This is a genomic window from Candidatus Izemoplasma sp. (assembly GCF_982632705.1).
In genome coordinates this window covers 1-13,283 of sequence record NZ_CEXEES010000044.1, presented here as the reverse complement: position 1 = coordinate 13,283, position 13,283 = coordinate 1, and the positions used below count along the sequence as shown (strand labels likewise).

At 30.3% G+C, this 13,283-nt stretch carries 15 protein-coding genes; 11 read left to right on the top strand and 4 right to left on the bottom strand.

Annotated elements, in window-relative coordinates; genetic code table 11:
• Window positions 1-215: 215 nt before the first annotated feature.
• Window positions 216-1,265: a 16S rRNA (cytosine(1402)-N(4))-methyltransferase RsmH gene (rsmH, locus tag AC2LE6_RS06570; protein ID WP_484478466.1), complete on the top strand. Its 1,050-nt coding sequence runs from the start codon at window positions 216-218 to the stop codon at window positions 1,263-1,265.
• A 9-nt stretch (window positions 1,266-1,274) separates the two neighbouring features.
• On the opposite strand, the gene AC2LE6_RS06565 is transcribed toward rsmH, so the two are convergent.
• Window positions 1,275-1,556: a helix-turn-helix domain-containing protein gene (locus AC2LE6_RS06565; protein WP_484478465.1), complete on the bottom strand. Its 282-nt coding sequence runs from the start codon at window positions 1,554-1,556 to the stop codon at window positions 1,275-1,277.
• 148 nt (window positions 1,557-1,704) lie between these two features.
• Here AC2LE6_RS06565 and AC2LE6_RS06560 point away from each other — a divergent pair, with 148 nt between their 5' ends.
• The 6 genes from AC2LE6_RS06560 (at window position 1,705) to AC2LE6_RS06535 (ending at window position 5,620) form a co-directional block, all read left to right on the top strand.
• Window positions 1,705-2,658, top strand: coding sequence for an epoxyqueuosine reductase (locus AC2LE6_RS06560; RefSeq protein WP_484478464.1), 954 nt, complete (start codon window positions 1,705-1,707; stop codon window positions 2,656-2,658).
• Between the two features lie 3 nt (window positions 2,659-2,661).
• On the top strand, window positions 2,662-3,174 hold the full coding sequence (locus tag AC2LE6_RS06555; RefSeq protein WP_484478463.1) for a tRNA (cytidine(34)-2'-O)-methyltransferase: 513 nt from the start codon (window positions 2,662-2,664) through the stop codon (window positions 3,172-3,174).
• A gap of 57 nt (window positions 3,175-3,231) precedes the next feature.
• Window positions 3,232-3,759: a DUF402 domain-containing protein gene (locus AC2LE6_RS06550; protein WP_484478462.1), complete on the top strand. Its 528-nt coding sequence runs from the start codon at window positions 3,232-3,234 to the stop codon at window positions 3,757-3,759.
• Window positions 3,756-4,244 carry a hypothetical protein gene (locus AC2LE6_RS06545; protein WP_484478461.1) on the top strand — a complete coding sequence of 163 codons (489 nt, stop codon included), beginning with the start codon at window positions 3,756-3,758 and terminating at the stop codon, window positions 4,242-4,244. The genes AC2LE6_RS06550 and AC2LE6_RS06545 overlap by 4 nt, the downstream gene beginning before the upstream one ends.
• A gap of 70 nt (window positions 4,245-4,314) precedes the next feature.
• The gene (locus AC2LE6_RS06540; protein WP_484478460.1) at window positions 4,315-5,244 is read left to right on the top strand and encodes a DUF697 domain-containing protein; all 930 of its coding nucleotides are present in this window, start codon (window positions 4,315-4,317) and stop codon (window positions 5,242-5,244) included.
• Window positions 5,237-5,620, top strand: a complete 384-nt coding sequence (locus AC2LE6_RS06535; protein WP_484478459.1) for a hypothetical protein — start codon at window positions 5,237-5,239, stop codon at window positions 5,618-5,620. Before AC2LE6_RS06540 ends, AC2LE6_RS06535 begins: the two co-directional genes overlap by 8 nt.
• A gap of 23 nt (window positions 5,621-5,643) precedes the next feature.
• On the opposite strand, the gene AC2LE6_RS06530 is transcribed toward AC2LE6_RS06535, so the two are convergent.
• Window positions 5,644-6,753, bottom strand: a complete 1,110-nt coding sequence (locus AC2LE6_RS06530) for an alkaline phosphatase family protein (RefSeq protein WP_484478458.1) — start codon at window positions 6,751-6,753, stop codon at window positions 5,644-5,646.
• 180 nt (window positions 6,754-6,933) lie between these two features.
• Window positions 6,934-7,959, bottom strand: coding sequence for a M42 family metallopeptidase (locus tag AC2LE6_RS06525; RefSeq protein WP_484478457.1), 1,026 nt, complete (start codon window positions 7,957-7,959; stop codon window positions 6,934-6,936).
• A gap of 94 nt (window positions 7,960-8,053) precedes the next feature.
• On the opposite strand from AC2LE6_RS06525, the gene AC2LE6_RS06520 reads away from it, so the two are divergent.
• Window positions 8,054-8,680, top strand: a complete 627-nt coding sequence (locus AC2LE6_RS06520) for a DNA-3-methyladenine glycosylase family protein (RefSeq protein ID WP_484478456.1) — start codon at window positions 8,054-8,056, stop codon at window positions 8,678-8,680.
• An 8-nt stretch (window positions 8,681-8,688) separates the two neighbouring features.
• On the opposite strand, the gene AC2LE6_RS06515 is transcribed toward AC2LE6_RS06520, so the two are convergent.
• Window positions 8,689-10,974 carry an HD-GYP domain-containing protein gene (locus AC2LE6_RS06515; RefSeq protein WP_484478455.1) on the bottom strand — a complete coding sequence of 762 codons (2,286 nt, stop codon included), beginning with the start codon at window positions 10,972-10,974 and terminating at the stop codon, window positions 8,689-8,691.
• A gap of 221 nt (window positions 10,975-11,195) precedes the next feature.
• Between AC2LE6_RS06515 and AC2LE6_RS06510 the strand changes: the two genes are divergently transcribed.
• The 3 genes from AC2LE6_RS06510 to AC2LE6_RS06500 are packed head-to-tail and all read left to right on the top strand — an operon-like array spanning window position 11,196 to window position 13,050.
• A complete protein-coding gene (locus AC2LE6_RS06510; RefSeq protein WP_484478454.1) occupies window positions 11,196-12,041 on the top strand; it encodes an ABC transporter ATP-binding protein in 846 nt (281 codons plus the stop codon).
• On the top strand, window positions 12,041-12,676 hold the full coding sequence (locus AC2LE6_RS06505; protein WP_484478453.1) for an ABC-2 transporter permease: 636 nt from the start codon (window positions 12,041-12,043) through the stop codon (window positions 12,674-12,676). Before AC2LE6_RS06510 ends, AC2LE6_RS06505 begins: the two co-directional genes overlap by 1 nt.
• A complete protein-coding gene (locus AC2LE6_RS06500; RefSeq protein ID WP_484478452.1) occupies window positions 12,676-13,050 on the top strand; it encodes a GntR family transcriptional regulator in 375 nt (124 codons plus the stop codon). The genes AC2LE6_RS06505 and AC2LE6_RS06500 overlap by 1 nt, the downstream gene beginning before the upstream one ends.
• Window positions 13,051-13,283: the final 233 nt, after the last annotated feature.

Below are 13,283 nucleotides of genomic sequence, written 5' to 3'. Positions count from 1 at the left end.
ATTTTATATTTGTAGTTCATAGATTCACTATGAATACCTGATATGTATATATTTCTTTTCATAATATACTCCTTTTATGCGTATTTGCTGGTTAAGTATATCAGTTTAAGTACGTACATACAATATAAATATAATATATTGATTTAATTAGTGGTACATTTAGTGTATATTTAATTATGTAAAATATAGAACCATATATAAAGGATGATATATACATGGACAATCAAGAGAAACCATATAAGAGAAGAGTAAGGTATAGCGGTAAATATCCTAAATCTTATAAAGAGAAGTATAAGGAGTTAAATCCTGATAAATATCAAGAAACAATTGATAAGGTAAAACTTAAAGGTAGTACACCTGCTGGGATGCATATTCCAATAATGGTTAAAGAAATAATTGAATTTCTAGATATAAAACCAGGAGACATTGGACTTGATGCAACGTTAGGATATGGTGGACATTCAGCTGAGATGTTACAGAAGCTAAATGGGCAAGGACATTTGTACTCACTAGATATAGATCCTATTGAATTACCTAAAACAACAAAACGTTTAAGGGATCAAGGGTTTGGTGAAGATGTGTTTACACCTCATCTAATTAATTTCTCGGAAATAGATTCAGTGGTAAGTGAATCAAATAGTTTTGATTTTGTTCTGGCAGATTTAGGAGTATCGTCAATGCAAATTGATAATCCTGAAAGAGGATTCTCATTTAAAACCGATGGACCACTTGATTTGAGAATGGATCCACAGAATGGAATTCCCGCATCAATCAAGTTAATGAATTTAAATACAACAGAGTTAGAAGATTTACTTATAGAGAATGCGGATGAACCTTACGCATCAGAGATTGCCACTGCTGTTGTTAATGCAAAAAGAAAAGGTATATATATAGATACTACATCAAAGCTTAGAAAGATAATTATAGATGCTCTACAGTTTATTGATTATGAATCAAGAGATAGGGATATAAAGAAATCATGTCAAAGAACATTCCAGGCTCTTAGAATAGATGTCAATCAAGAATTTGATTCGATTATAAACTTCTTGGATAAACTACCAGACACCTTATCAAGTGGAGGTAAAGTTGCAGTACTATCATTCCACTCAGGAGAAGATAGATTGGTAAAGAAATCATTTAAACGATTATTTAATGAAGGTGTTTACAGTGAGATATCACAAGAAATAATAAGACCAACAGAAGAGGAATGCCGTGAGAATGGTAGAGCAAAATCTACAAAACTAAGATGGGCAATTAAGGCATAAAAAAAGCCACTATTTGATAGTGGCTTTTAGTTTCTCTATATAGTCTAACATGTAATCTTGTTCATATTTGGATATTGTCTTCTTATTATCAACAGAGATATCTAGTAGATAATCTGCGCTCAAATCAAAGAACTCACACAATAATTTAATTTGATGTGGAGTTAAATTTTGTTTATCATTCTCTATTTTAGAGTAATTGGGTCTTTGGACATTCAACAAATCAGCAACTTGTTTTTGTGGGAACCCTTTTTCTTTTCTTATTTCTCTTATTTTTTCACCAATTGATTTCATAGACATCACCAACCATATTGTAGCAAATTACTACTTATAAATATCATTATGTATAAATAGAACACTTAATAATATTTATGTATTATTTTCACACACAACTTATTTTGCGTTATTAGAACTTTAGAGTATAATATTAACAGGTGATTTTATGAAGAATAAAATAGAAAATATATTATCTAAGTACGTTGACGTATTTGGATTTGTATCGACAACCGAATATAAAGAAACAAGATCCTCATTACATAGAAACGATATGTATGATGAGTATTCATTTTTGAATGGATATAAAACAATAATAACGCTAGGATTATCATACCCTAGTGAATCTTTAAAATGGGGTAAAAAAGGGACTGGATTATTATCTAAATATAGTTATGGAACAGATTATCATCTCGTTTTCAAAGATAAACTTAAGAGTATTACAAATGAATTAGAATTACTAAATATTAGGTGCCACAGTAGTGTAGACACATATAAAGTAGATGAAAGATGGGCAAGTCATTTAGCTCATATGGGGTTTCTTGGTAGAAACCAGTTTCTAATCAATAAGACATTTGGAGGGTATCTATATTTGGCTACGATTCTGATTGATGAGGATGTTACTAAAAATATGGAGTTACTCGACACATGCGGTACTTGTAGAAAATGTGTTGATGCATGTCCTACAAACGCATTAGATGGACGATTCATAAGAGAACGTTGTATAAGCGAAACAACACAATCTAAAAAAATATTCAACAAAGAAGAAATTAATCAATTAAAAACAATGGTTTATGGCTGTGATATTTGTCAAAAAGTTTGTCCTAAAAATGATGGCATTAATTTTAAACATAATAAAGAGTTCTTACCAACAGGTATCGAATCTGTGAATCTTATTGAAGTACTTAAAATGTCTAACAAGGACTACATGAAAATATACAGAAACAATGCTTCAAGCTGGAAAGGTGCAACTTTGATTAAAAGAAATGCACTATGTTTATTAGGTAACCAAAAAGTCTATGAAGCAGTAGATGAAATTAGAAAGAGTTTAGAAAAATATAAAGATATTCTATGGTATAATAATGTAGCCTTAGAAGTATTAGAGATGTTAGAAAGGAAGTAGATTATGAATCATATCGTATTATTTCAACCAGAAATCCCACAAAACACAGGTAACATAATGAGAACATGTGCTGCTGTGGATATGAAGTTACATTTAATCAAACCACTTGGATTTGATTTAGATATTAAAAAAGTAAGAAGAAGTGCTGCTAATTATATGGAGCATGTGACATATGAAGTGTATGAAAATTGGGATGACTTTGAAAGTAAAAATCAGGGAGATTATTACTTTATTACTAGATACGGACAAAAAGCTCCAGACATGGTAGATTTTAAGACGTCTAACAAGGATTCTTATATTGTTTTTGGTAGTGAAAGTAGTGGTATTCCAAAAGAAATTCTAAGACCTCATTTAGATAATTGCTTAAGACTGCCAATGACTGATAAAGTACGTAGTTTAAACCTTAGTAACACTGTTGCAGTACTAGCATATGAAGTACTAAGACAACAAGGATATAACGAATTATTTACTCATGAACCAGAATCATTAAAAGGAAAAGATTGGCTTTTAAAATAAGCACTATTAAAAAGCAATAATTGTTGTTATAATGTAGTATAAGAGAGGAGTGAGATTATGATTCCTAACGTGTATCAAAACATACAAATACATAGTTACAAACATGATGAGACACTGCATCGTATTTGGGAAAAAGCAACTGTTTTAGAAGTAACAGAAGAGTATATTATAGTTGCAAATCGTCGAACAAAAGTAATAGAAAGTAATGGTCGCTTTTGGCATACAAGAGAGCCATCAGTAACATGGTTTTTTAAGGACAAATGGTATAATATTATTGGTATCATCAAACCTGATGGTATTCATTTTTATTGTAATATTGCATCTCCATATTTAATAGATGAAGAGGCATTAAAATACATTGATTATGATTTGGATATTAAGGTTATCGATGATTTTAGTTACAATGTTCTTGATCGTAATGAATACAATAAACATAAAGAACGTATGGATTATCCAGAAGCATTAAAAGAGATTTTAGAAATCGAATTAAACGAGTTAAAAGAGTTAATTGATAAAAGGGAAGATCCATTCAACAAGGCACTTGTTAAGGAATGGTATAAAACTTACGAGGAGAATGTAAAATGATAAGAGAACGAAATTTCAAAATTATGATTTTTGTTAGTGTATTTATATCAATCATAACTGCAGTACAGTTTATTTACTTTATAGATCAGTTTCCACTTACCGGAACATACTCAATAACAATGAGGAATATAGATTTTCTAGATGGTAGTTTCATTAACAACGGATCTTATATTTGGATGTTATTGCTTATTGGATTTAATGCATTAACTCTTGGATTAGGATATTTCTTCTTTAAACCAAGTAATCAAAAACTTATAGAAGTTTCATTATACAATCTACTACTTAGTATTCTATTTATTGTTGGACTGTATTTATATGTATCAATGTTCCCAGAAACAGTTACAGGAGCAGTAGAACATGGATTCTTACAATCGAGCTTTAGTGAAGATGGTAGTTCATTTAAATCAGTGAATATAATTTTTGTATTAACAATGGGTTACTTCATATTAAACACAGTATTTTTATCATTAAAAGACGAAAAGTAAAAACACCACAAAAGTGGTGTTTTCTTATTTTATTCACAAGTTTGTGTTAAAATAGGGAAGAGGTGATGACATGGAACGTAAAAAGTTTTGGTACATGGTAGGATTTGGAGTATTACTATTATTCTCTTTAATCCTTGTTAGCAATATAATAAGTGTTGGTGAACGATTAAGAGGAGTTCATGAGTACGTAGAATATGGATTTTATGGATTGAGTTTTGTCTTGACGTACTTACTAATAATTAATCCCCTAAGAATTATCTTTTTTGCACCAGTATTTAGTGTGGATCAGATATTAGATGATGAGCATAGACGACATAAAGTATACAAACAAGCTGCCAAAGTATTATTAAAAAATGAAACTTTGACAGAAGATGATAAAACACGACTTAGAGCCGTTCTTAATGATAAGAAGAACCTTAAGATTGAGTTGACCCATATTTTTAACACAACAATGAAAGAGGGTATTAGGGAACTTATAATTAAAAATTCTAAGACCGTACTTGTATCGACCGCTCTTTCACAAAACGGAAATTTAGATATGTTGAGTGTTGTAGTGATTAATCTTAAAATGATTAAGGAAATTACAAAATTGACAGGATTTAGACCCACCTTCCCAAGGCTGATAAAGTTGATGGTTAACGTCATGACAACATCGTTGATAGCTGAAGGATTAGATGATGCAGAAATCAGCGAATTATTACCAAATAAAGTGAGTGAAGTATTAACTGATTTACCATTTATAAAAACAATTAGCAATAGTATTTTAAGTGGTACTGCAAATGCACTTTTAACTTGTAGAGTTGGTATTGTTACAGAGAAATATTTATTTAACGATAATGAGTTATTAGATAAGAAACAAATAAGACGTCTTGCTTTAAAAGAAACAATCAAAATGATGCCAACAATAGTTGCTGGTGGACTTGCTGCATTCCCAAAAGGTGTTGCAAGTATATTTAGCAGACCATTTAAAAAACGTGCAAAGGATAAAGATGATGAGTAAACTACTCAAACCTTTATTAATTATCGTTGCAATTGGTGTCTTAGTTTTTGCGTTTTATTATTTATTTATGAGACCAGCTGGATTCGTAACTCAGACTGAAGTAGTAGAAGCATACTTAAATGAGCTTGACGAATCAAAGTGTGATGAGTACTTCATAGAAGATACACAAGACATATGTACTAATTTGATTGATCTTTTAAAAGATGAAGATGTTGTAGTAACCAATGTAACAAACATAGGTAGTACTGTTACAGCTGTATTTACAGTGAATGAACTTGAAGTTACCTTTATATTTGAAGTGACAGGTATTGATCCTGGAGGTTTAAAAGGGATACTTACTAAAAATTACTACTATATAGTTACAATTATAGAATAAAAAAAGAGAGGATAATCCTCTCTTTATTTTTTTGAATAAATAATCAGTGGTACCATCATCTCGTCTTCTGTAAGACCAGCATGATGCGCTTTGTATGATTTTTTGTCATTGACTGTAAACATATATTTATCTATTGCAACAGCTATATAATCACCTAAGAACATATCTATCAACTGATGTTTGTCTCCAGTACCAAATAATTCTGATTCAAGAATGTCAGCTTTCGTCATAAGTAAGTATATATCTTTGTATTTACTATTAAATTCAGTCTTGAATTCAGTAATATACTCTGATTTAACGAAGAAGTTAATCGCTCTTGGTTCTATTGAAGGTTTCCTTTTCAACATTTTCACAATGTGTTCATTACTGAAAATATTTAATTCTTCCACATCCGTTAAACCATGATCGGCAATACATACAACCAATGTGTCATCTGATACATTACTTATTAATGATTCAAAATCATTATTTAGCCCTTTAATCATATCTTTAACAGCATTACTATATATTCCTTCTTTATGTTCTATTAAATCAGGTTGTGTCCAATATACATAATTGAATGACGTATCTTTATTATGCGTAATCATTAAGACTTGTTCTATTTCATCTTTAAATGATTCTCCTGTGCCTTGTTCAATGAATTTTGGAAAAATAATGTTAGTAGATAGATTTGGATTGAACTCTTTTGATTGTTCTAAAATATCTTTATAATCGAGATATTTATGTCTTACAAGCTCATTGGGTTCTTCATCTGTATAAAAATCCTTATTTAAGAATATAGTCAAATCTGAATCAATATGTTCAAAATATTGAACCCAGCCTAGATATCCTGTAGTGATTGGTGGCTTCCCACTAAGTACAGCGTTAGTGGCTGCAACAGTAGTTGGTGGGAAAACAGAAGTTATCTCTTCAACCATATATTTTCTTAACGCATCATTTTTATCTAAATGATGTTTTATTATGTTGCTACCCATACCATCTAAGAGTATATAAATGATATGATTGTATCCTTTTTGTAACGCAGAATCTAAATTAGTCTGTGAGCTATATTTTGTTGGTACATTATAGTATTTTAAAAATGAGTTAGAGACATTTAATATTGAGTTTGTATAATCTGGTCTTTTTAGTTTCATAATGTCACCCCTTTAACAGTAAATTATATCAAAAAAAAGAGTGATTTACACTCTTTTTAAAATATTATCTCGTAAAGGAACCATCCTATTGCAAATCCGATTCCCATCGATATGATTTGTACCCACCAAGGGCGTTTTGGTTTCATTGGTTCATTTTGATTTTGATTCATAGTTTTCTCCTTATTTTGTTATATAGTGAATCAGTAATTGAATTGTAGCTTCAATTCCTTGATAATGTGTTCTTTCCATACCATGACTTGCGTGTACACCAGGTCCACATAATCCACCTTTAATATCATTTCCACCACGGATTGCAGCTGATACATCAGATCCGTAATATGGATAGATATCAATTGCGTGTCTTAATTTGTTTTCTTTTGCTACCTCGACAAGTCTATTTGTTAAATCGTAATCATATGGTCCACTTGAGTCTTTTGGGCATATTGATACATCAAACTCAGTACAAGTTAAATCGTCACCGATACATCCCATATCAACTGCGATCATCTCGTCTAGTTCAGGAATATATGAAGCTCCGTGTCCAACTTCCTCATATGTGCTAATAATTACCTTAATTGTTTGTTTTGGTGTAATCTTGTTATCTTTTAAGTATTTAATCAATCCAAATATACTTGCAACATTGATTTTGTCATCTAGGAATCTTGATTTAACAAATCCTGAATCTGTAATTGTTGTTTTAGGATCTATAAAAATAAAGTTTCCAGTTTCGATACCTAGTTTCTCAACATCCTCTTTTGATTTTACAATTTCATCTAACCTAACATACATGTTTTCAGGGTTTCTTGCTTTTGTTGAAGCATCTTTAAATACATGTGCAGCTGGACTTGTTGATAAAAATGTACCAGTATACGATTTGTTATCTCTTGTTCTTATAGTACAATACTCACCGTCTAATGTTGGCCAAATAGGACCACCGATGGTTGTAAACTTAATTTCTCCAGAACTTGAAATACTTCGGACCATAGCTCCTAATGTATCAACATGTACACTAAGTCCTACTTTGTAGTCTGTTTCACCAGGGATTGTAATAATTAGGTTACCCTTGTTTGTTTTTTCAGAATGTAATTCGTATTTATCAGCTTCTTCTTTAATTCTCGGAATTATTTCTAAGCTGTATCCACTTGGTGAAGGAATCATAAGGATTTCCTTTGCCAAATCTAGGATATAATTTTTATCTAATTTCATTAAAAATCACCTCGATTTATTATATCATATTTTAATCAAAGTTGTAGTGTATCTTGGTGGTGTTTTCCGATATAATAGATTTGAGGTGGTTATTGTGGAAAAAAGAAGACACATCATTACAAAAAAGCAAACAGATTACTTAAAAAGCAAAGCCACTTTTATGAAGGACCTAATTGATGAAATTGGAGAAATTGAAAGTTATTATATCGTAGATCCATTTTCAGCATTATGTAATTCAATAATATATCAATCAATTAGTTTTAAAGCTGCTACAGCAATTTGGAATAGATTTACAGATTTAGTTCCTTTATTAAATCCATCTACGTTATTGGGGTTTTCCTTTGATGAAGTTAAAGATGTTGGTTTATCTAAATCAAAAACAGAGTATTTGTTTAATATTGCAGAAGCATTCGCTGAAAAATCTATTCGATTAGATTTTAATGAAATGTCTAATAAGGAAATAGAAGAAGAACTTAGAAGTATTAAAGGGATTGGTCCTTGGACAGCTGAAATGTTTTTAATCTTTTGCATGAATAGACCAAATGTTTTAAGTTATGGTGACATTGCTATTAGAAGAGGGTTGGAGTTTCTTCTTGATTTAAGTAACGATATTACAAGGGACGAGTTTAAGAAGTACGCGGATATGTTTTCTCCTTACAACACAACCGCTTCATTATATATTTGGGAGTTAACTTTGAGAGATAAAATGAAAAAAAAGTAGACAATTGTCTACTTTTTTGATTCTAAATAAACGGATTCATCAAGACCGAAATTAGCCTTAAGAAATGCTTTTACAACTTTTGGATCAAATTGTGTTCCTGTGTTTAAGATTATTTCATTTATTGCTTCTTTCTTTGACATTTTTGGTCGATATACTCTATCGTTTGTCATTGCATCAAATGAATCTACCACGCTTATTACTCTAGCGAATAACGGGATTTCATCTCCAAGTAATCCTTGTGGATATCCTTTTCCATCGTAACGTTCATGATGTAGTAACACACCATTACAAACATCGTCACTATCTGTGATATTTCTTATTATTTTATAACCTGCTTCACTATGCTTCTTGATAATCTCAAACTCATGAGTAGTTAGTTTTCCAGGTTTCTTAAGAATATGATCGTCAATTGTAATTTTACCAATATCATGAACTTTTGCTAGTAGCTGAATGTCTTCTAATTCAGATTCACGTGTATAGTTCATACTTTGCAGAGTTTTTGTGGCTAATATTGCTAACCTATCACTATGCTCTTTTGTTTCTTCTGTTTTTTGGTTTAATGTTTCTAATATTGAATCCAAAACTTTTGATTTTCTTGATGATCTATTGTTTAGTTTTCTTCTATACATAATGTTTTCAGCTTGAACAAATGCTTTTTCAAACTCCATTTCATTATCAATGACTGTTTTGCTACCTTTACTAACATTCATTTCAATATTTGATGATATGTTAAACTCAAGAATATTTTTTTCCAAGTTATTATTAAGCTTTGTTAAGGTTTCTGAATCAATTTCATTTAGTAAAACTGCGAATTCGTCCCCACCAATTCTTGATACAAATAGATTATCTGAATAAACAAGTTTTAAGATATCCGCAAGCTTTTTAATTACCAAATCACCTTTTTGATGTCCGAATGCATCATTTGTAAGTTTTAATCCATCTAAATCAAATACGATTACAGTATAAGATTTAGGTAGTGTCTCATTGATAAATTGTTCAAAGTAATTTCTATTTCTAGTATCTGTAAGAATATCATTGTTTGCTAAATATTGTATTCGGTTCTGATGTATTATATTTTCAGTAACGTCTACATTTACACCTACAAATAACATAACATGTCCATCATCATCTCGTTCGATAACAGTACCTCTAACTTCAATCCATCTAAGGTCATCATCTTGTAGTTTGTTTGGAATAATCATTTTGTACTTGTTTAGATGCTCTGTATATATACTGTTATGTACTTTTCTAAAATTGTGAAGGTAAGATTCATACCCATTATTTAGTTCTTCCATAATCTCAATTTGCTCATTCAACATAATTGTGAAATTATCATCTTTGTATATATTAGTATGAGACATAAGCTTTTGATATGATTCAGTGAAATAGTATTTTCCTTCTAAAAAATGTCTTTGGTGAAACCAAACTCCTACCTTTGAATTCTCTAGTCCAATGTTTATTAGTTTGGTAATTGTGTTAAGGTTTGTGTTTTCCTCGTATACGTCGGTGACATAAATATCATTAGCAACAAATATTCTTGTATCACCATTTTTGTATCTTAATAAACATTTTCCATAAGTTTCCACCCAAACAACTTCATCTTTAAAAGTGATCGCTGGTGTTCTAGCTCCAGCGTAATTTGATTTGTTTTGCTTAACTTTATCAAAAGAAGCAATCTCATTCATTATACTTTCCTCGTATAACTCAGAAACGATTTTTGCTTTTTCTCTAACTTGATTATATTTTTCTCTACAATAATGCATATCTGGATTCAATGGGATACCTAATATTAAAGGTCCACTATCTGATGAGAAGAAGCGATCAAGATACTTGTCATCATCTACCCACCAAGTACTACCAGTAAACAGTTTTTTACCGGAACCCATTACATTACCAAATAGATTTAATTGATTTTCTGTTTCTAAGAGTTTTTCAATACACATGAAAAACAGTTCGAAAGAATCATCATTAACTCTAGTCGTTTTAATAGTGAAACTATATGAATCATCCTCTATAATTCGAATATACGAATAGTCGCCATATTCTACGGTTGAGGTTACAATACTATTTAGGATGTCTTTAAAATCATTGTCAAAATATTTGGCGTTGATTTTATAGATTGTATCAGCAAAGAGACCACCAAAACGTAATAGTAATACAGTATTAAAATCAAAACTTACTGTTTTGTCTTTTAAGTTTAGTTCACCAAACCCATACGAATCATCCATAGTGTTTGCTGAGGTATTAAAGAATTGAATTGCATCTTTTTCATTTATTAAACGTGTAGTCTTCATAGTAAACCTCCAGTAGTAAGAATGTCTAAGTTTATTATAAGTGTTATATGACTTGTTTGAAAGGATAAGTGCACTTATATTATTATGTTTTTACACATATATATATCCATTATATACCATAGCCCTAAAAGGGCTAAAAAAAAAGACACAAATTTGTTGACAATAATTTTATTAGTGTATATACTGTGTATGTGCAGTAAGCACAGTGAAAGAGGTGCAATATGGAAAGTTTAGTAGTAAAGAATTTAACTAAAAAGTATGAAAAATTCATACTAGATGATATTTCTTTTAGTATTCCAAAAGGCTATATAATGGGATTTATAGGAGAAAATGGAGCTGGTAAAACGACAGCGATTAAGGCAATACTAAATGTGATTAACAAAGATTCGGGTAGTGTATCCATCCTAGGGAAAGATATGAAAACTAACGAACTAGATATCAAAAGAAATATAGGATATGTTTCAGGAGAATCATTTTACTATAAAAAAAGAATTAGAGAAATCACAAATGTGTATAAACGATTTTATCCTAAATGGGATGAAAAGAAGTATCAGGATTATTTAACATTGTTTAATCTTGATGAGAGTAAGAAAGTGGAAGAGTTATCTAAAGGAATGAGAATGAAGTATTCTATAACACTTGCTTTATCTCACAATGCAGAATTACTTATATTAGATGAACCTACTTCAGGGCTAGATCCTGTTGCTAGAGACAATTTATTAGAAGTATTTCAGTCTATAGTAGAAGATGGGGAAGTGAGTGTGTTATTCTCTACTCATATTACTAGTGATTTAGAGAAATGTGCTGATTACATTACATTTATTAAAGATGGCAAGTTGATTGAGTCTTGTTCGAAAGATGATTTGATTGATAAATACAAACTAGTTAACGGTACAAAAGAGCAACTAGCAACTATAAAAGATAAGTTAATATCATTTAAAGAGAATGCGTTTGGGTTTATTGGATTAATGCATTCAAATCAGTCTTTAAACGATAAAGAAATTAAGTTGGGACAACCAAGTCTTGATGATATCATGATTTATTTCGCTCAAAAGGAGGTTAAATAATGAGAAATTTACTATATAAAGAATTAAGTTTATCAATACATAAATTCTTCTATTTACTACCCTTCTTACTTGGGGCATTATTACTAATACCACAGTGGATCTTCATCTTGGTTTTCATGTATTTCTTCTGGATCACTGTTCCACAAATATATGGTGCATACATAGCTAACTCAGATTATGATTTCTGTTATATGTTACCTGTATCAAAAAAGGATATTGTTGTTTCAAAGGCATTATCGTTAATGATCATTGAAAGTCTGCATATGATATTTGCGATTATATTTGGAATTATTCATAATTTATGGCATGGTAGTATGACGTTCATGTTAGACGTGAATTTAGCATTCTTTGGTATCGCATTTCTAATGTATGGTTTGTTCAACATTGTGTTTTTAACACAATACTTTAAAACAGGTTACCACTTTGGTAAACCAATTATCTACGGTGTAATTGTTACTTTAGTTTATGGGTTCTTAATAGAATTTACTAATATCAAATATAGTGGGTTTACAAAGATATTTGAAGGTGAATTTAGTACTCAACTAATTGTTTTGATTGGATGTATTGTTGTGGGTGTATTACTTAATGTAGTTGCAGTAAAACAATCGGTTAAGAATTTCGAAAGAATTCAATAGTGAAAAATGTAATTGTAAGGACAACATCACAAACTCCAATTTACCAACAATTATACGATCAAATATCTTCTCAAATTCTAAATGGTGAACTACAATCTGATTCTATACTACCTTCGATAAGAGGGTTAGCTAGAGAACTAAGAGTTAGTATTATCACAATAAAAAAGACTTGGGAGTTATTAGAAAGAAATGATTTAATTTATACTTTACCTGGCAAAGGTTCGTATATTAAGAAAACCTCAAAGGCAATTCTAGATAAAAAAAGACTTGAAACAGTAAAAGAACTACTTACTGAGGATATAAATCAATGTCAATCTCTTGGTATATCAAAAGAAGAGTTGATAGCGATAATTGAGAATCTATATGATCAGTAATTAACACTAAATATTTAGAATAAAAAGATGAAGGATTAGAGTCCTTCATCTTTTAGTTTTAATGAAATAAAAAAAGGGCTTGCAATATATTTTATCTTGCGTTATACATAAGATAAAATCTTATGAATACTTTAAAAAATCGTGTTATAATACATTTAGAGGTGATTTCTTATGAAAATTATATTTGGTGGGGCATTCAACCCTGTCACAAATGCACATATAAAAGTATATCA